This window comes from Streptomyces sp. NPDC088553 (assembly GCF_044752965.1).
GTDB lineage: Bacteria > Actinomycetota > Actinomycetes > Streptomycetales > Streptomycetaceae > Streptomyces.
Genome location: NZ_JBIVMG010000002.1, coordinates 972,401 through 989,601, shown reverse-complemented (window position 1 = coordinate 989,601; position 17,201 = coordinate 972,401). Strand labels below are relative to the sequence as shown.

The 17,201-nt window shown below is 71.8% G+C and carries 15 protein-coding genes and 1 pseudogene; 7 read left to right on the top strand and 9 right to left on the bottom strand.

Annotation, left to right across the window (positions count from 1 at the left end; translation table 11 throughout):
* The 3 genes and pseudogenes from ACIP8Z_RS09405 to ACIP8Z_RS09395 all read right to left on the bottom strand — a co-directional run.
* Positions 1–106: pseudogene (locus ACIP8Z_RS09405) on the bottom strand (leucine zipper domain-containing protein); the annotation flags it as partial.
* Positions 107–184: 78 nt separating this feature from the next.
* A complete protein-coding gene (locus ACIP8Z_RS09400) occupies positions 185–1,414 on the bottom strand; it encodes an SGNH/GDSL hydrolase family protein (RefSeq protein ID WP_402080769.1) in 1,230 nt (409 codons plus the stop codon).
* 238 nt (positions 1,415–1,652) lie between these two features.
* On the bottom strand, positions 1,653–3,467 hold the full coding sequence (locus tag ACIP8Z_RS09395; RefSeq protein ID WP_402080767.1) for an ABC transporter ATP-binding protein: 1,815 nt from the start codon (positions 3,465–3,467) through the stop codon (positions 1,653–1,655).
* A gap of 285 nt (positions 3,468–3,752) precedes the next feature.
* Here ACIP8Z_RS09395 and lepB point away from each other — a divergent pair, with 285 nt between their 5' ends.
* A complete protein-coding gene (lepB, locus tag ACIP8Z_RS09390) occupies positions 3,753–4,421 on the top strand; it encodes a signal peptidase I (RefSeq protein ID WP_402080764.1) in 669 nt (222 codons plus the stop codon).
* A 125-nt stretch (positions 4,422–4,546) separates the two neighbouring features.
* Here the strand turns inward: lepB and ACIP8Z_RS09385 are convergent, their stop codons facing one another.
* From ACIP8Z_RS09385 to ACIP8Z_RS09360, 6 genes are all read right to left on the bottom strand, one after another.
* The gene (locus ACIP8Z_RS09385) at positions 4,547–4,735 is read right to left on the bottom strand and encodes a CsbD family protein (RefSeq protein ID WP_402080762.1); all 189 of its coding nucleotides are present in this window, start codon (positions 4,733–4,735) and stop codon (positions 4,547–4,549) included.
* A 150-nt stretch (positions 4,736–4,885) separates the two neighbouring features.
* Positions 4,886–5,248 (bottom strand): hypothetical protein, encoded by a 363-nt coding sequence (locus tag ACIP8Z_RS09380; RefSeq protein WP_402080760.1) that lies wholly within the window; start codon positions 5,246–5,248, stop codon positions 4,886–4,888.
* 89 nt (positions 5,249–5,337) lie between these two features.
* On the bottom strand, positions 5,338–6,291 hold the full coding sequence (locus tag ACIP8Z_RS09375; protein ID WP_402080758.1) for an NmrA/HSCARG family protein: 954 nt from the start codon (positions 6,289–6,291) through the stop codon (positions 5,338–5,340).
* A gap of 223 nt (positions 6,292–6,514) precedes the next feature.
* The gene (locus tag ACIP8Z_RS09370) at positions 6,515–7,780 is read right to left on the bottom strand and encodes an MFS transporter (protein WP_402080755.1); all 1,266 of its coding nucleotides are present in this window, start codon (positions 7,778–7,780) and stop codon (positions 6,515–6,517) included.
* Positions 7,777–10,779, bottom strand: coding sequence for a DUF6271 family protein (locus ACIP8Z_RS09365; protein WP_402080860.1), 3,003 nt, complete (start codon positions 10,777–10,779; stop codon positions 7,777–7,779). The genes ACIP8Z_RS09370 and ACIP8Z_RS09365 overlap by 4 nt, the downstream gene beginning before the upstream one ends.
* A gap of 41 nt (positions 10,780–10,820) precedes the next feature.
* On the bottom strand, positions 10,821–12,005 hold the full coding sequence (locus ACIP8Z_RS09360; RefSeq protein WP_402080753.1) for a phytanoyl-CoA dioxygenase family protein: 1,185 nt from the start codon (positions 12,003–12,005) through the stop codon (positions 10,821–10,823).
* A 420-nt stretch (positions 12,006–12,425) separates the two neighbouring features.
* Here ACIP8Z_RS09360 and ACIP8Z_RS09355 point away from each other — a divergent pair, with 420 nt between their 5' ends.
* From ACIP8Z_RS09355 to ACIP8Z_RS09330, 6 genes are all read left to right on the top strand, one after another.
* Entirely contained in the window at positions 12,426–13,283 is an 858-nt protein-coding gene (locus ACIP8Z_RS09355) for a hypothetical protein (protein WP_402080750.1), read from the top strand.
* Positions 13,284–13,434: 151 nt separating this feature from the next.
* The gene (locus tag ACIP8Z_RS09350) at positions 13,435–13,668 is read left to right on the top strand and encodes an acyl carrier protein (protein WP_402080747.1); all 234 of its coding nucleotides are present in this window, start codon (positions 13,435–13,437) and stop codon (positions 13,666–13,668) included.
* A 10-nt stretch (positions 13,669–13,678) separates the two neighbouring features.
* Positions 13,679–14,311, top strand: coding sequence for a 4'-phosphopantetheinyl transferase family protein (locus ACIP8Z_RS09345; RefSeq protein ID WP_402080744.1), 633 nt, complete (start codon positions 13,679–13,681; stop codon positions 14,309–14,311).
* 164 nt (positions 14,312–14,475) lie between these two features.
* Positions 14,476–15,591 carry an AI-2E family transporter gene (locus ACIP8Z_RS09340; protein ID WP_402080741.1) on the top strand — a complete coding sequence of 372 codons (1,116 nt, stop codon included), beginning with the start codon at positions 14,476–14,478 and terminating at the stop codon, positions 15,589–15,591.
* A 130-nt stretch (positions 15,592–15,721) separates the two neighbouring features.
* Entirely contained in the window at positions 15,722–16,777 is a 1,056-nt protein-coding gene (locus tag ACIP8Z_RS09335) for a helix-turn-helix domain-containing protein (protein ID WP_402080739.1), read from the top strand.
* 15 nt (positions 16,778–16,792) lie between these two features.
* Positions 16,793–17,152, top strand: a complete 360-nt coding sequence (locus ACIP8Z_RS09330; RefSeq protein WP_319314213.1) for a hypothetical protein — start codon at positions 16,793–16,795, stop codon at positions 17,150–17,152.
* Positions 17,153–17,201 lie beyond the last annotated feature (49 nt).

Genomic DNA, 17,201 nt, shown 5'->3' with positions numbered 1-17,201 from the left:
AGATGCCCATCTCGGCGGCCACATGGGCGACCGGACGGCCTGAGCAGACACGTTCGACCAGCAGTCTCCTACCGAAGACAGTCAGCCGGGCATTACGGTGGGGCACGAAGACCTCCGTGCGGTGAGTTCCTAGACAGCTCCCACCACACCGGAGGTCTTCGCCATGTTCAAGACCAGACCAGTGTCAACAACGCTCGTGATCAATACACCTAGGCCGGGGAGGACGGCTCCCCGCCGCCGCTCCCTCCGGGATTCGCCGTCGACTCCGGGATGTCGCGGGGGTCAGTGCCGTGCGGACGGCGGCTTCGACCCGGGTGGCGGTGTGGGCGTGGCCGGCTGCGTTGGGGTGCACGAGCGTGGCCCGGTCGCCGCCGGAGCAGGTCAGGGTGAGCGGGCCGACGGCGAGTTCGTCGGGCCAGTACGGGCCGGCCTCGCCGCAGACTCCCTCCACCCACTTCGTGGCCCTGGGCCCGCAGGCGTCGTGGCCGACGCTGGAGGCGGCGGTGTCGACATAGGTGTCGTCGCTGAGCTCCGTGACGGCCTCGACGATCGCGTTGAGGTGCGTGTTCACCTCGCCCAGCCAGGCGATGTCCCCGTGGGTGGCCGAGAGTCGGTCGAAGTCCTTGATGTCGGCCGCCAGCTCGGTGGTGTCCTGACGGTCACAGGTGGTGGGGTCCTCCGGGAGGATCGTGGGGTAACCGACCGCGATGACCCTGGCGTTGGGCGCCTTCTCGTGCACGGCCCGCAGCATGCCGGCGTACTCCCGGGTGACCCGGTCGTACTTGTCGTAGATCGACTCGGGGTCGAAGAACGAGCCGCCCGCCTCGTAGGCGTCCCGGCAGGGGGTGGCCTCGTCCGGCTGGCCGATGCCGGCGAGCAGGCAGGACGTGAGGATCTTGCCGAAGGGCAGGCTGTTGCCGCCGACACCGATCGTGACCACGTCGGTGCTCGCGCTCAGCCCGGCCCGGTCCACCTGCGAGGCCACGCTGGGCCAGCCGTCCTCGGGGGCCCGCACCGGGCTGATGGGGGTCTGCCGGGCCGAGGCGATCTCGTTGATGGTGGCGCCGCCGCAGCTGAAGTCGGTCAGCCGCACCAGCCGGCCCGCCGGCGGTTCCGCCGTGAGCCGGCGCTCGACGAGGTTCGGGTACGCGCCCGTCGTGCGGTCGCAGCCGTCCCGGTCGGCGCTGCCGAGCGCCGGGCGGGGTTCGCCGACGAACACCCCGGCCGTGTACGAGTCACCGAGCGCCACCCACTCCGCGGGTTCCGGCGCGGCCGCGGCCCCGGCCGGAACTCCGGCCGCGAGGGACAGCGCGGCCAGCGCACCCAGGGCGATCCCTCGAACGGCGGCCCTGCCCAGCGAGGTCCTCGCCGAACGTGCCTGCGGCGCGGACCTCGTCGTCCTGATGTCGAACATGCACCTCTCCCAAGGAGGTGAACCGAAAGATCAACTACGCAGGGAAGTCAATCGGTCGCACTGGGTCACTCGCCAGGGGATGGGTGCACGCTCACTCCTCCGATGCCCGGAGCGGCCAAATACCGCTCGGCGAGCGGCCGATAATGAACCGTCACATCCCCTCCGACTTGCGCCGGACGCCCCGCCGCCGCTACCGCGGCCGCCCCCCTCGGCCGGAGTCATGCCGGGGGGTCAGGTCCTACATCTGCTCCGCCGTGGCGGTGGAGTCGTCGAGGAAGCCGCCCGACTGGTGCTGCCACAGCTTCGCGTAGGCGCCCTCCGCGGTCAGTAGCTCCTGGTGCGTGCCCTGTTCGACGATGCGTCCGCTGTCGAGGACGACGAGCTGGTCCATGGTGGCGACCGTGCTGAGCCGGTGCGCCACCACGAGCGCCGTACGTCCGTCCATGAGGCGCCAGAGCGCGTCCTGGACGAGGATCTCGCTCTCGGAGTCCAGGGCGCTGGTCGCCTCGTCGAGCAGCAGGATCGGCGCGTCGCGCAGGATCGCCCGTGCGAGGGCGACCCGCTGGCGCTGGCCGCCGGACAGCTTCACTCCGCGCTCTCCCACCATCGTGTCGAAGCCCTCGGGCAGCGTGTCGACGAACTCCGTGACGTGCGCCGCCTCGGCCGCGCGGCGGATCTCGGCGTCGGTGGCGTCCGGCCGGGCGAAGGCGATGTTCTCCCGCAGCGTGCGGTGGAACATCGCCGGGTCCTGCGGCACATAGGCGATCAGGCTGCGCAGTTCGGCCTGGCGCAGCCGGCTGATGTCCTGTCCGCCGATCGTGATCCGGCCGCCGTCGATGTCCGTCATCCGCAGCAGCAAGCGGGTGAGTGTGGTCTTGCCGCCGCCGGACCGGCCGACGAACCCCACCTTCGCCCCGCTGGGCACGGCCAGTTCGAGACCCTCGAAGAGGGGCTTCGCGCCCGCGTGGGCGAAGGTCACCTGCTCGAAGCGCACATCGGCGCCGTCGGAGAGGAGCGGTTCGGGCTTCTCCGGGTCCCGTACGGTCGGCGGGGTCTGCAGCAGTTCGGTGAACTGCGCGGCCTCGGTCATCGAGCTTTCCAGGCGGCGGTAGATCTGGTTGAACTCGAACATGATCCGAGTGGCGTTGGAGTAGTAGGTGAAGGCGACGACGACGGCCTCGACGCCGTGTTCCCCCGCGCCGAGGGAGAGCGCGAGCACCAGGCCGAGGACGTTGGTCAGCACGGACATCGGCGCGATCAGCGTGTCGATGCGGAGGTTGCCGTAGTCCCACGACCGCAGCGTGAGGCGGCGCGATTCGGCCACGCGGGAGCGGTGTTCGGCCGCCTCACGTTCCTCTGCGGCGAACGACCGGACCGTGTCCATGTTCATCAGGCTGTCGGCGACGTGGCCCGACACGCGGGCGATCGCCTCCTCCCGCTGGTCGACGAGCCTCTGGCGGCGACGGATCAGGGGCCGCACGCACAGCGTCGTGACCGCGATCATCGTCAGGAGACCGACCACGAGCAGGGGTTCGTACGTCCACAGCACCACCGACGCGAACACCAGGGGCACGAACTTGCCCATCACCGAGAAGGTGAGGGTGTCGACGAACTCCTCGAACCGCGAGGCGAAGCTGAGGACCCGCTTGGTCAGCGAGCCGGCGAAGTTGTCGTGGAAGAAGGCGGCGTCCTTGGCGAACAGCGCGTCCATCCCGATCACGTACAGGTGCTCGATGCCGAGGGCGTCCAGTCGGTTCAGGCAGTGCAGCCCGACGCGCCACAGCCCCTCGGCGAACAGCAGGACACCGGCGAAGCCGAGGACGTAGGGCAGCATCGGGCCGAGGCCGACACCGGTGCCCCCCGCGATGCGGCCGACGAGCTTGGCGACGATCAGCGGCACGATGTAGAAGATTCCGATGTTGCCCAGTGCCGGCAACAGCATCGCGGGCACGGTCCACCACTTGAGCCGGGTCAGCTCCCGTGTGTAGAAGCGAAGCGCGAGGAGGACCGAGCCTTTGCCCGGCGAACTCTTGCGCGATTCGGGTGTTCCCATCCAATCCTGCCTTTCCGATCAAAGCGGACAGGATGGGCAGTTTTCCGTGTGGGGACTCCCGCCGTCCAAGGATTTTCCCGGGATGTCTCCCGTGGGGTCTCCGGCGTCTCCCGGTGTCCCCGAAGCCGCCCCAAAGGTATGACTGGCCCGCATTGTCACCTCGTTTGACAGATCCTCATTTCAGCGGCGAACAATGTCGGGAAGTGCGGCTCGGAGACGACATGAACGAAAGGGACGGACGTGCACGTGGACCCGGGAGGCACTCCCTTCGAACGGCCCGGCGTCATGACCGGCCGACGCGGGTCGCGGCTCGTCGGACGGGTGCTGGGCGCGGCGGGACTGACCGCGGCCGTGGGCGCGGTCGCGCTCCTCGGCACCGGATACACGACAGCCACCGTCGCCGGCGATTCCATGAATCCGACCTACCCTCAGGGTGATCGCGTCTACTTCGAGCGCATCGACGCGAGCGAGGTCGGGCGGGGCGACGTGGTGCTCCACCGGGCGGAGGACCGCGACGAGATCAGGCCCCTGCTCCGCCGTGTGATCGGCATGGGCGGCGACCACGTCCGGCAGAGCCCCGGCGGACCCGTGACGGTGAACGGCGTACCGCTGACGGAGCCGTACGTGAAGGACGGCGATCCGTCCGGCGTCCCCCTCGGGTACGACGTGGTGGTCCCCGAAGGGACGCTGTTCCTGCTCGGCGACCACCGCGCGAACTCCTTCGACTCCCGCTCCTCGCTCGACGAGCGATCGGGCGGCGTCGCGGCCACCTCGGTCGAGGCCCGGGCCCTCGACAACCGCGCGGGGCTGCTCCTGCTGGTGCTGACGGCGCTGATCGGGCTGCTCGCCACCGTCGCCGGGACCGTCATCGAGATCGCCTCCCGCGGCACGCGGCGGGCGAGTCGCTCCTTCCCTCCGGCTCAGCCGCCTGCCCCGTCCGGCGTGGACCGCTGACGGTCGGGGGCCGGCGGCCGCTCATCGGGAGATGAGCCGCTGGGGAGGCCCGTCGCGCAGGAAGCCCGGGAAGCCTGGGAAGCCCCGGGCCCAGGGAGCCCCGGGAGGTCCTCAGGGGCCGTCGCTCAGGAGCTGCGGCGCTTCATGTCGTCGCGTGCCTTGCGCGCGCTCGCGTGCACCCTCTCGATCGCCGCTCGGGCCTTGGCGGCCATCTGGTCGGCCTTGCCCTCCGCCTCCAGGCGCGAGTTTCCGGTCGCCTTCCCCGTGACCTCCTTGATGGCTCCCTTGCCCTTCTGCACGGTGCTCTTGCGCATGACCGGGTTCCTTCCGTCGAATCTCACGCCGGGTCCGCATCTCTCCTCAGTGCCGCTGCCCCCGATGCCGGGGTTCATGCGCCGGGCCCCGCGCGTGGTCGTGGGCGTCGGAGGCTCGGAGGGGGCGCGGGCCGGCCCGGTCCGAGCGCTTCAGTCCGCCCTCCGGCGCGCCGCCGCGCTCCTGCGCCGGGCCACCGCCCGCAGCAGCAGCCGCATCAGGCACACCGCGGTGACCACCCAGACGGCGGCGAAGAGCCACAGCGGGCCGGACGACGAGGACACGGCCGCGAGGAGGAACAGGGCCACGCAGGCGATGCCGAGGACGGCGGTGAACCAGCCGAGGCGATGCCGCAGGACCCCGCCCCAGGTGCCTGCGGCGCTTCCCGTGTCCGCCGCGCCGTGTCCGAGCGAACGCAGCCTGCGGTCGAGGGACGCATCGCCGCGAAGGCCCGCTTCGATGCCCTCGAGGATCTTCCGTTCCTGATGGGTGAGCCTGGGATTGGGATCGTGCATGACGAACTCCCGTCGAGCGTCGAGCGGTCCGGTCACGGTCGGGTCTCACGGTCCACGGTCGGGTCGCGCATGCCCTCACCGGCCACCGGTCACGCCCAGGTGGTACGCAGGCGGTCCCGGTGCGCCGTGAGCCATGTGCCGAAGTTCTGGAGGGCGGGGTCGAGGCCCCGGACGGCGTCGATGTCCCGGGCCTCGGTGAAGTACTGCTCGCAGTCCGTGTAGTACTGGAACATGTTCCCCGACTCGTCCGCGCCCGGGAATCCCTGCGCACGCCATTCGTTCGGAGTGAGGGGGCGGTAGCGCACCGGTTCGCCGAGCGCCTCGGTCAGGGCCGCGGCCATGTCGGCGACCTTGAGGTGCTCGCCGGCGATGCTCACCGTCGCCGCGATGAGATCCGTACCGCGTGCGAAGACGGCCCGTGCCGTCCTGCCGACGTCGTCCACGGCCATCCCGGAGAGCCTGGCGTCACCCATCGGGTACGTGAGCCACAGGGCACCGTCCGCGCCGCGCCGCGGGGCGAAGGAAGCGAACAGGTTCTCCCAGAAGAAGGTGGTGCGGAGGAACGTCGTCGGCACGCCCGCGTCGAGGAAGAACTGGTCCGCCTCCGCCTTTCCGTCGAAGTGCGGCACCTTGTAGTGCTCCTGGAGCGTCGGCATCCGCTCGTCGTCGAGCGGCACGCACGAACGGGTGTCCTCCAGCGTCGACCAGATCGCGTGCTGCACCCCCGCGTGCGAGGCGGCCCGGGCCAGGGCTTCGGCCTGGGCCTTCTCCCGCTCCGCGGACATGTGCTCCCAGAAGTTCGTCATCAGAAAGGCGCCGTACGCGTGCTCGAAGGCGGGGCCGAGGCTCGACGGGTCGTCCATGTCGCCCCGTACGACCTCGGCGCCCAGCCGCTTCAGCTCGGCGGCGGGCTCTCCGTCGGGGTGCCGCGTGACGGCACGGACCGTGAAGGCTCCGTCCGGGTCCGCCAGAACGGCCCGCGCGAGGCCACCGCCCTGCTGTCCGGTCGCGCCGAACACCGTGATGATCTTCTTGGCGGTCATGACTGGAATCGCCTCACAGCTGCGTGCGGAACCCGCGGAGCCCGAGGGCTCTCCCCTGGGCGTGTGCCCGGGAACGGCCTCCGTATGCGAGGGGCCGGGCGGACACCTCGGTCACGCCGCGGGGACGCGGGCGCGTACGCGGAGTCGTACCTGGGGCCCACCGGCGGCCCCGGCGCCCGAACCTCCTCGACGGTGGCCGCGGCCGGCCCTCGGCATCCCGCCCCTACGTACCCGCGACCGGAGTCGGTGACTCCTTCGGCGCGCGTCCCAGTGCGCGGATCGCGGGTATGGCGAGCATGACGCCGATGAGCACGATGCCCATGACCGACGAGAACAGCAGCACCCGGTCCGCGCCGTACGCGTCCGCCGCCGGGCCGGCCAGGGCCCGGCCCAGGGGGATGACCATGATGGATCCGGCCACGTCGTAGGCCGAGACGCGGCTCAGGACGGCGAGCGGGATGTGGGACTGCACGCTCGTCGCCCACATGACGCCCCAGAACGCGAACCCGCAGCCCGCCACGACGCCGGTGAACGCCGTCACGGTGAAGGACCAACCCAAAGCCGGGGCAAGGGGGTTGAGGGTGAAGAAGAACATCGCGCAGGCCCCCGCGACCAGCGGGCGCGCCGGACGGACCCGCATGCCGAGCAGGCCGCCGACGATCGTGCCGGCGCCGTCGGCCGAGGCGATCCAGCCGTAGCCGCTCGCACCGTGCTGTTCGGTGAGCAAGGCCGCGCCGAGCGGCAGCGCCGGGCCGAAGACGAACAGCCCGTACACCGCCCACACCGCGATGACCCCCCACAGCCACGAGCGCGACCTGAACTCGTGCCAGCCCGTGGCCAGTCGGTGCCACATCGGGTCGTCGCTCTCGTCCTTGGCGGTGCCGAGCCTGCGCAGCGGCGCCAGGCCGAGCGCGCTCATCGCGTACGCCGCCGCGATGACCACGAACGAACCGGCCACGTTCCAGTAGGCCACGAGAAGGCCCGCCACACCCGGCCCGAGCAGGGTGCAGATCGCCTCGGAGATCCGCAGCAGCGCGTTGGCCCGCTGGATGTCCTCGGCGACCTGGGGGACCAGACTCGCCAGACCCGGCTGGAACATCGCGGTCGCGGCGCCGCTGAGCGCGAGGAGCGCCATGATGTGCCAGAGCCGTACGTCCGAGCCGATCAGCAGCACCGCGAGCGCGAGCATGGCCACCATGCGTACGACGTCCGCGCCGACCATCATCACCTGCGGGGTGAACCGGTCCGCGAGCACGCCGCCGAACAGCACGAGCAGCACGATCGGCGCCATCCACGCGGCCAGCGCGTATCCCACACCGGCCGCCCCGTACCCCGCGCCGAGCACGGCGGTCGTGAGCGACACCATCAGCATGCCGTCGGCGAGCAGCGAGGTGCTGCGCGCGGTGAAGAACAGCCGGAACCGACTCGATCGCCACGGGCTGGGAGGAGAACCCTGCTCCCGCCGCGCGGTTGCCTCATCCATCGTCATGTCACATCCCGGTCCCGGCCGGTCCCTTCCCTGAGAATCTGCTGCCGGAGCCAGGCGCTGGTCCGGTCCGCCTCCGCCGGCGGGTTGTGGACGATCACGTACCGGCGCGGGGCCAGTACGCCGGGGCGGCCCGGGAGCGCGTCCATCAGTGCGGTGTGGGCCCGCGCCGGGGTCAGCGGGGAGTCGCCGGCCGCGATGTACGCCGTCAGGGCCCCGTCGTGTGACGCGGTGCCGTCCGGGGCCGCGGGCGGCGTGGTGCCGTCCGGGGCCGCGGCATCGGCGGTCACGTGGACCGGCAGGCCGTCCAGCGCCTCGCTCAGTGCCTGTGCCACGAGCGGCGGCGACGTCCACGACCCGTCGACCCGGCACCACCGCGGCCCGCGCTCGACCGGACGGACACCCGTCACCTCGGTCAGCGCCGCGAGCGGTACGTCGTCGGTGGCGGCCGCCTCCAGGAGCCGTACGAGACCCGTCAGGAAGGCCTCCGCCTCGTCCCGCTTGAACAGCGCCGGATCCACCCAGGTGCTCAGGTGGAGCAGCGGTTCGATCGCGTGGACGAAGGTGAGGACGCGGGTCGGCAGCACCTGGTCCGGGCCCCAGCTCAACTCCAGGGCGGGGCCGGTGGCCGCGTCCTGCCCGGTCGCGGACGTGACCGTCACGACCGTCGCGGGCAGGGTGCTGACGTCGTTGAAGACGACATCGCGCGCGAACCGGCTGCCCCGTTCATGAGTGGTCCTCCCGATCATCTCCCAGAGCGCCACCGCGTCGAACTGACTGTGCCGGTACGCGTTGAGCGCCGCCCCCCAGGCCTTCTTGAGCAGCGCGTCGAAGGTCGGTACCCGGACGTCGAGGGAGAGCAGCGCGTCCTGGGACAGTGTGTTCACCGAGCGGGCGAGCCGGGGGTGGTAGCGGTTGGACGTCGGGACGGCGGCCACGCACGCGGGCTGGTCCGCGCGGTGGGCGACGAGCGCGCACCACGCGGTCAGCAGCACCGTGGACGGCATGCCTCCGGTGCGCTCGGCCACGAGCGCGAGGGCCCGCGCGGCCCGCCGCGACCGGAGGGTGAGCCGCGGAGTCCGCACCTCGGTCCCCTCGGCGCCCGGCTCGGCGAACATGGCCTGGGGTCCGGTGCGGATGATCCGCTCCCAGTGCCGCAGCGAGGCCTCGGACTTGCGCAGCCCGGCCGGGGTCGCCTCCTCGGCGGCGAGGCCGAGCGGAGTGAGGGAGGCCGGCGGCGGCAGGTTCTCACCGGCGAGGAGGCTCAGCCACTCCTCCCTGAGGATCCCGAGGGCGCCGACGTCGGTCACGGCGTGGCTGGCCGCCATGGCCACGAAGGCGGGTGCGCCGGACCGGGCGACGAGGGAGATGCGGAGGGGGAAGTCCCGGTCCAGATGGAAGCGTTCGGAGCGGGCCCCTCGGGCCAGCGATTCGGCATACCCGGCGGGGTCGTCCGGCAGCTCCTCGTGATCGAGGACGGTGACGGTGAACGTCCCCTCGGCCGAGACCACTTGTTCCCGGGGCGCGCTCCCGGCGGCGTGCGGAAACGTCGTACGCAGCGCCTCGTGCCGTATCGCGAGCGCCCGGAGCGCCTCGATCGCGGACGCCGTCCCGGTTCCTTCGGGAACGGGCCACACGTCGTGGATGTTGATGTGCTCCGGCTCGTCCCGCAGCATGCAGCGGATCATGTTGGCCTGGCCCATGGTGACGGGGCCCCGGCGCTCCTCGCCCCCGGCGTACGGCACCGTGAGGGTGCGGGCGCTCCCCGGGGGGACCGCCCGGCTCGCGCGGGTCAGGGCCTCCCACGCGTCGGTGAGCAGGGCGAACTCCTCCATGTCCTGCCGTGCCTCGTCGAGGAGCTGCTCGCGGAGCGGGGCGAGGGCGTCGGCGGCGGCGACGTAGCGGCCGCCCAGGGCGCGGTAGGAGCGGTCGAGGACATCGAGCCGCTCGGCGTTCTCCGACCGGTCCACTCGGGTGCTGTCCCTGGCGAACGCGGCGACGACGGAGGCCCGTACGTGGCCCTCGGCGTCGAGCAGGGCGTCTCCGGCCTCCTGCATCGCGGTGTACACCGAGGCGAAGTGCGGCGTGGAGAGGAGGTACTTGGCGAACCGTCGTTGGTAGGCGAGGAATCCGGCATCCGAACGACGCTCAGTCGTATGGAAGTTGACGATGTGCCGGTTGTGCAGGACGCCCGGCAGGCGGGCGTCCTGGACCAGATGGATGAGGAAGTAGTCGCTGCCGATGGTGTCGGTGGCGGGTGGCAGGGGCACCCGGCCGTACACCTCGCGGTCCAAGGCGATGTTGCACATGTCCACGCGTGTCGGGCTGACGCTCGTGAGCGTCGTCAGGTCGCCGGTGTACGCGGCGGTTCCGGCGCCCCGGAAGGACTCCGCGATCAGGTTCCTGCGCCAGATCTCCGGGTAGCCGGAGGGGATCGACAGGCCGACGACGTCCTCGTAGATCCCCGGGTCGAGACGGCGGATCTCCTCGACGTCCACGGACATCTCGCCGACGAAGGACCCGCCGACCAGGGCCACCGGCCGGTCCGCGCAGGCGGGGTCGAGCCTGCTCCGGGAGACCAGACCGGCCACGTCGGCGGCCCGCAGCCCCAGTGCCGTGAGCTCGTGGTGGAGCGGGAAGACCGGTTCGCCGTCCAGGTACTGGTAGCGGCTGTCCGAGTCGCGTCGGTGGACCGACACGCAGCCCAGGGCCTCCGCGAGGAGGAAGGCGCGGTTGGTGCAGGCGCCGTAGGAGACGCGGTCCGGCAGCATCAGGTCGAGCACGCGGTCGGGCGCGGGGACGCCGGACCGGGCGATCACCTCCCGCAGGAAGGCCCGCTGCTCGTCCTCGTCGAAGTGGTGCGCGACCACCCCGGGGACCGTGGGCAGCGAGGCGATCACCTCGCGGTGCTCGGCGACGACCGCCGCGTCGGAGGAGTCGAGGACGAGGAGGCGTACCTCGACGCCGAACGTGCGGGCGCCGTACGCGGCCTCCTCGGCCACGGCCCGGATGGTCGCGGCACAGGCCCGGTCGGTGGGCAGGGTCAGGCAGACACGGCGCACGCCGGCTCCCCGCCCTGGTCGGGGACGGCGGCGGAGGCCCTGACCGCGGGCCGGGCCGGGCTCGCACCCGCACCTACGCCCGCACCCGCCCCCGCATCCGCGCCCCCGTCGGCCGTGGAGGCTTCCCCCGTGTCCTTCCACGAGGTGAGTCCCAGCAGACGGCTGCCGAGGCCGTTGAGGGTGGCCGTGGGGTACCGCTTGGACTCGTGGAGCACGGGGTCGCCGACGAGGGTCCGGTTCCAGCGCGGGGTCCGCAGGTGGCGCCAGGAGTCGACGCGGGACCGCCGGAGCCGCTCGTGCTCTTCGAGCGCCGGCATCATCGACAGGTACTGGACCGCGCGTACCTGGTTCTCGGACACGTTGCGCGCCACACCGTGGGCGAGCAGTCCGTTCCAGATCAGCAGGTCACCTGGGCGCAGATCGGGGCGCACGACGGGGAACTCGGCCCGGTCCACGGCGGGTCGCAGCGGGTCGCGGTCGGCCGGCTGGGCGACCTTCCACTCCTCGAACCGCCGGAACAGCTCCGGGTTGCACTGGAAGCCGCCCGACTCCGGCCGGGTGTCGTTGAGCGCGATGATCCCCTGCACCCGCTGCGGAGGGACCCCGAGCGTGGTGTCGATGTCCCAGTGCAGCTCGATGTCGAAGCCGCGGTCCGTGGGCTCGATGAGCGCGCGGTCGCGGTTCCCGGTGTTGGGCGGGTTGAGGTTGAGCCGGTCCTGGGTGACCCACAGCTCCTCGCAGTCCCAGACGTCCACGAAGGCGTCGTAGACGCGCTGGGCCTGGCGGTTGTCCCAGAGAAGCTGGTGGTGGTACGCCTCCACGAAGCCGTAGACGTGCAGCTGCTGGTCCAGCTCGGACCGGAACGGCCGGTCCTCGTACCAGCTCTCCGGTCTGTCCGGGTCGAGGCCCTGGAACTCCCAGGTGAAGTCGAGCAGGCGCTTCGCCGCCTCCGCCGGGACCGCCTCTCGGACGATGACGTATCCGTACGTCTGCCAGTGCGCGAAGTCCTCCTCGGACAGCACCCGCAGCGGCCGTGACTTCTTCAGCTCCCGCAGCGTGGTCTGGGCGAGATAGGACTCGCCGTCCGCGCTGAAGTACGGCAGGTCCGAGGCCGCCCGGTGGAGGTGGGGGCGGCGGCGGGGGCGATGGGATGCGGGCGTCGTCATCGGGTCCCTCCAGGGCGGGAGTCGGGGCACGCGTTCCCCGGCCGGTGGACAGCACGGAGAAACCCTCGGCGCGGAGCCGGGGGCGAGTGGCATGGACGGACGGAAGGGCGGACGTCGGGGGGCAGAACGGACGCGCGGCGGCGCCCGGCGTGGGGTGTGGAGGCCACGCCGTTCAGAACAATTGGTTTAGACCATACTGGTTGTCAAGTGACGTCTCAATATGCGGAGTTGCATGTGACAGCCTTTCGGCTTTGGTCTAGACAACATGCGCGAGGCTGACTTAGTGTCCCCCTGCGCAGTCCGGTCCCGCGGGGATGTCGGCCGGCTTCATCGCTGCTGCGCTTCGCGGTCGACGGCGACCACATCCAGGGGCGTTCACCCGTATCTCGGTTCGCCCAACGCCCAGAGGGAGCGGTTTCCATGAGCACACCCAGCGCCACGGCCCTGCCGGGCGGCGGCCTGAAGAGCCCGGGTGCGGGTCTGATCACGCTGGACCCGGTCAGGACCGCGCTCCTGCGCGGACTCGACGAACTGCTCACCGGACTCGCCGCACGGCTCTCGGCGCCCGAGGTCGTCGGCCCGCCGCTCCTGTCCGTGGAGGGCCTGACGCGCCTCGACTTCTTCCGCAACTTCCCTCATCTCGGCGTCTCCGCGGGGCGCTTCGCCCCGGACGCGCTCGACGGCCTCGCGGCCGGTGAGACGCCGGGGGAGCTGCCCCTGCGGCCGACCGGCCATCTGCTGCCGTCCGCGACCTGCTACGGACTGCTGCTCTCCCTGGAGGGCCGGGACGTGGGCGAGGAAGGCCTCCGCCTCTCCGCCTCGGGACGCTGCTTCCGCAACGAGACCCACTACGACGGCCTGCGCCGCCTGTGGGGCTTCCACATGCGCGAGGTCCTCTACCTCGGCACCAAGCGGGGCTCCGTCGAACACCTGGAGCGGGGAGCCGAGTTCATCCTTGAGGCGGCCGCGCTCCTCGGCCTGGAACTGAACAGGGCCGTGGCCGACGACCCCTTCTACGACAAGGGCGGCTCCCGGGCCAGACTGATGGCGCTCGACCCGGTCAAGCACGAGTTCTGCGCCCCCGACGGCACGGCCATCGCCTCCGTGAACCGGCACCGCAACTTCTTCGGCGAACGGCTGGACATCCGGGCGGGCTCCGAGGGCCCGGCGTACAGCGCCTGCGTCGCCTTCGGGATCGAGCGCTGGATCCACGCGATGATCCTCGCCCACGGCACCCCCGAGCAGGCCCTGGACCGACTCCACGACGCCCGCGTCTGAGCGGGTCGCGGGGCCGGTGCGTCGATGCGCCGGGCGCCCGACGCATCCCGTATCCCGTGTCCCGTGTCCCGTGTCCCCCGTCCCGTACCCCTTTCCCGCGGTCCCTTTCCCGTTTCCCGCGACAGCTGTGAGCAAGGAGCGACCTCTCCCCATGGAACGCATCGCCGAGTGGCTTCACGAGAAGAACCCCGGCCTCGACGGCCCGATCGCCCACGACGAGGACCTCATCGAGGCGCGTCTCATCGACTCCATGGACTTCCTGGAGTTCATCGACCTCCTGGAGGAGCTCTCCGGGAACACCATCGACCTCCAGGAGGTCACCATCGACGACTTCCGCACCCTCGGCCGTGTCCGGGAGCGCTTCCTGAGCGCCGCCACCGGCTGAGCGTCCCCCGATGACGGGCGGTCAGGAGCCGGGCGGGGCCACGGCGCTGGCCATCGTGGCGACGACCCCGGAGGTGCTGGCCCACCCCGGTCTCGACGAGGGGCTGCTGGCCCCGTGGGAACGGCGTCGCCTCGCGGGGATACGGCTGCCGAGCCGCCGGGACGACGTACTGGCGGCGCGCCTCCTCGTGCGGCTCTGCGTCGCCCGTGTCACCGGCCTTCCGCCGGACACCCCGGCCCTCGCCCAGCTGTGCCCCGGCTGCGGCGGCCAGGGCCACGGGCGCCCGTACCTGCGCGGCCGCCCCGAGGTGGGCGTCAGCCTCAGCCACGCCGACGGGCTCGTCGCGGCGGCCGTGGGACCGGGCGCGATCGGCATCGACGTGGAGCCCTCCGCGCGCCGCCCCGGCCCCGTACACGTACTCCGCCGTCTCCTCCCCGACGCGGACGTCGCGGAGGCCGCGGCCCAGCCGGATCCGGGCCCGGCGTTGCTTCGCCTGTGGGTCCGGGCGGAAGCCCTGCTGAAGGCCGGCCGGACCGGTCGGGCCGACCAGGGCGACATGCGGTTCCTTGAGTGGACGGACCGGCCACGCGCGGCGGTCGCCGCCGTGGCCTGTACGACGCCGATGACGATCGCCTCCGCGTGAGGACCCGCCCCGACGACGCACCCTGGACACGTCGCTTCCTCCGGAGTGAAGACGCCGGCCGAGCGCCCGTCGTGAAGCCGCCCGCACCGCCGATCGGCGGAGTTCGCGGCGCCCGGCCTGTGATCCTGACGACAGGAGGTCGTCGCGGGTGGTAGGTCGGTGGGATGCAGCCAGGCACATCACCGACGGTCACGGTCAGCCCCTTCCTCCGTACGGCCGCCGCGTACGCGTGGCGGCTGCTCGTCGTCGGCGTGCTCGTCTACAGCCTGTTCGCCGTGCTCGGACGGTTCCACGAGATCGGCGTGGCCGTCTTCCTCGGGCTGGTGATCACCGCGCTGCTCCGTCCCCTCGCCGACGTGGTCGCCCGGGGGCTGCCCCGGCCCCTCGCCGTGGCGCTGACCCTGCTCGGCAGCATCGCGCTCGTCCTGGGCGTGCTCGCGCTGGTCGGGGAGGCGGTGGCGGGGGAGCGGACGACCCTCGTGCGCGAGTTCCGGGTGGGGGTCGGCCGGATCGAGGACTGGCTGGAGCGGCCGCCTTTCCGGCTCAACCCGGGGGCGTTGAGCGACCTCCAGGCCAAGGTCGGGGAGTACCTCTCCAGTCACCGCTCGACCCTGGTCAGTCAGGCGGTGAGCGGCGCCCATCATGTGGTGGCCGTGCTGACGACGCTGGCCCTCGCCGTGTTCTCCGCGGTGTTCTTCATCCACTCCGGCGACCGTCAGTGGGCCTGGTTCCAGAAGCAGCTGCCCGGGCCGGTCCGTGAGCGGGTGGAGGTCGGCGGGCAAGCCGCCTGGCGGACCTTCACCGGCTACACCCACGGGATCGTCCTCGTGGCGGCGGTGAACGCGGTGCTCGTCGGGATCGCCCTGTGGCTCCTCGGCGTCCCGCTCGCGGTGCCGCTGGCCCTCCTGGAGTTCGTCGCCGCGTTCGTACCGCTGATCGGCTCGCCCATCGCGCTGGCGGTCGCCGCCGTCGTCGCGCTGGCCTCGCAAGGTCCCCTGGTGGCCGCGATCGTGATCGGTCTGATCGTGGTGATCGGCCAGATCGAGGGCCACCTCCTGCATCCGCTCGTCATGAGCTGGGCCGTACGGCTCCATCCGCTGGTGGTCGCGATCTCGGTCATCGCCGGCTCGATCGCCGCGGGCATCGTGGGCGCCGTGGTGGCCGTCCCCCTGGTCTCGGTGGTCTGGTCGGTGCACACGGCGCTACGGGATGCCCGCGCGGCGACGAAGGAGGCGGGGGCGGCGCCGCCGGAGGGCGGCGCGGAGACCTCGCGGGACTGAGGCCCGGTGCTCGACCGGTGTCCGAAAGCGCATGCCTGATAATCGATCATGCGGTAGCGGGGGAGACGCACGGCTGTGCGGCAACCGGCACGGGGCCGGACCGCTGCCGCGTCGAGGCGTGGGGGGCCGCATGGGATCGCTGGTTGTGTCGGAGGCTGTCGGGGCACGTGAGGACAGGTTCGCCTGGTTCTGCGAGACCGTGTCCACCGAGGTCATGCCCGTCATGCTCAGCACCCGGCACGCGGCCGACTTCCAGGCGAGCGTCACGGACCTGGACCTCGGCGCGGTCCGGCTGTCCGCCCTGACCTGCTCACCGGTGGTCTCGCGACGTACCCCGGTGCACGTCCGGCGTGGCGATCCCGAGCACCTCCAACTGGCCCTCGTCACACGAGGCGCGGTCAGGATCTCCCAGCGGGGCAACGACTCGGTGGTCGCGGGGGGCCTCGTCCTCACGGACACCTCACGGCCGAGTGAGGGGGCGTGCCTGGGCGAGCAGGTCGAGACGGTGGTCCTGCAGATTCCCCGGCAGTCCCTGGCACTGCGCGCGGACCGGGTGGACCGGCTCCTCGCACGGGACCTGGCCGCGGATGTCGGGTCCGGGGCGGTCTTCGCCGACTTCCTGGGGACGCTGCTCAGGCGCGGCCCCCTCTGCAGCCCGGAGGAGCTGCGCGGGATGGGGACCGTCGCCCTCGACCTGGCCGCCGTGTTTCTCGCGCAGCGGCTGGGCGACCCCCGGGAGGCGCCCGCCGAGGCCCGCGCGCGGGAGGCGGTGCGGCGGATCGACCGCTTCATCGAGAACAACCTCGGCGACCCCGGCCTGACGCCCCGGGTCATCGCCGAGCGGCACCACATGTCCCTGCGGCGGCTCTACGCGCTCTTCGACGACCAGCCCCTGACCATCTCGGCGCGGATCCGTCAGAGCCGGCTGGAGCGCGCCCACGCCGACCTCGCGTGCGGGGCCATGAGGGGTCAGTCCGTCCAGGCGATCGCGGCGCGCTGGGGTTTCTCCAGCGCCACCGGTTTCAGCCGGGCGTTCCGTGAGGCCTACGGGGTGACTCCGACGGAACACCGCGCGTCGTCCCAGGCCACCCCGCGGCACGCGGAGCACAGGAACGCTGCACGTCACGCACACCATCGCGCGCTGCCCGGGCCTAAGTTCTCCGCTGGAGACACCACCCCAGCGTGAACGGAGTCACGGGACATGAACGTACGCACCAAGGTTGCCACCGTCACAGCGGCCGCCGCCCTGACCTTCGCCGGAGTCGTGGGCTCCGCGGGCCAGTCGTTCGCCGCGTCGAACGGACAGCAGATCCACTTCCACGACAGCAGCGGCCTCGTCTACTCCATCCGCGTCCAGGGCTACAACCAGAACGGCGAGGCGGCGACGGGCTGCTTCAGCACTCCGGGCAAGGACACCTGGGTCGGGGGATGGTGGTGGAAGGGCGAGGTCAACGTCACCTTCTACAAGGGCGGTTCCTGCTCGTTCGCCACGTACTTCGGCGAGACGAACGCGTGGGTGCCCACCTCGCAGAGCGGCGACTGGACGACCGTCTCCTCCTGACCCCCGGGAGGCCCTGAGGTCCCGGTTGTGGTGCGGGGTCTTGCGCGGG

Excerpts from the sequence above, each read along its gene's own strand:
- ACIP8Z_RS09400 (WP_402080769.1), bottom strand. The coding sequence starts at position 1,414 with ATGTTCGACATCAGGACGACGAGGTCCGCGCCGCAGGCACGTTCGGCG.
- ACIP8Z_RS09395 (WP_402080767.1), bottom strand. The coding sequence starts at position 3,467 with ATGGGAACACCCGAATCGCGCAAGAGTTCGCCGGGCAAAGGCTCGGTC.
- lepB (WP_402080764.1), top strand. The coding sequence starts at position 3,753 with ATGACCGGCCGACGCGGGTCGCGGCTCGTCGGACGGGTGCTGGGCGCG.
- ACIP8Z_RS09385 (WP_402080762.1), bottom strand. The coding sequence starts at position 4,735 with ATGCGCAAGAGCACCGTGCAGAAGGGCAAGGGAGCCATCAAGGAGGTC.
- ACIP8Z_RS09380 (WP_402080760.1), bottom strand. The coding sequence starts at position 5,248 with ATGCACGATCCCAATCCCAGGCTCACCCATCAGGAACGGAAGATCCTC.
- ACIP8Z_RS09375 (WP_402080758.1), bottom strand. The coding sequence starts at position 6,291 with ATGACCGCCAAGAAGATCATCACGGTGTTCGGCGCGACCGGACAGCAG.
- ACIP8Z_RS09370 (WP_402080755.1), bottom strand. The coding sequence starts at position 7,780 with ATGACGATGGATGAGGCAACCGCGCGGCGGGAGCAGGGTTCTCCTCCC.
- ACIP8Z_RS09360 (WP_402080753.1), bottom strand. The coding sequence starts at position 12,005 with ATGACGACGCCCGCATCCCATCGCCCCCGCCGCCGCCCCCACCTCCAC.
- ACIP8Z_RS09355 (WP_402080750.1), top strand. The coding sequence starts at position 12,426 with ATGAGCACACCCAGCGCCACGGCCCTGCCGGGCGGCGGCCTGAAGAGC.
- ACIP8Z_RS09350 (WP_402080747.1), top strand. The coding sequence starts at position 13,435 with ATGGAACGCATCGCCGAGTGGCTTCACGAGAAGAACCCCGGCCTCGAC.
- ACIP8Z_RS09345 (WP_402080744.1), top strand. The coding sequence starts at position 13,679 with ATGACGGGCGGTCAGGAGCCGGGCGGGGCCACGGCGCTGGCCATCGTG.
- ACIP8Z_RS09340 (WP_402080741.1), top strand. The coding sequence starts at position 14,476 with ATGCAGCCAGGCACATCACCGACGGTCACGGTCAGCCCCTTCCTCCGT.
- ACIP8Z_RS09335 (WP_402080739.1), top strand. The coding sequence starts at position 15,722 with ATGGGATCGCTGGTTGTGTCGGAGGCTGTCGGGGCACGTGAGGACAGG.
- ACIP8Z_RS09330 (WP_319314213.1), top strand. The coding sequence starts at position 16,793 with ATGAACGTACGCACCAAGGTTGCCACCGTCACAGCGGCCGCCGCCCTG.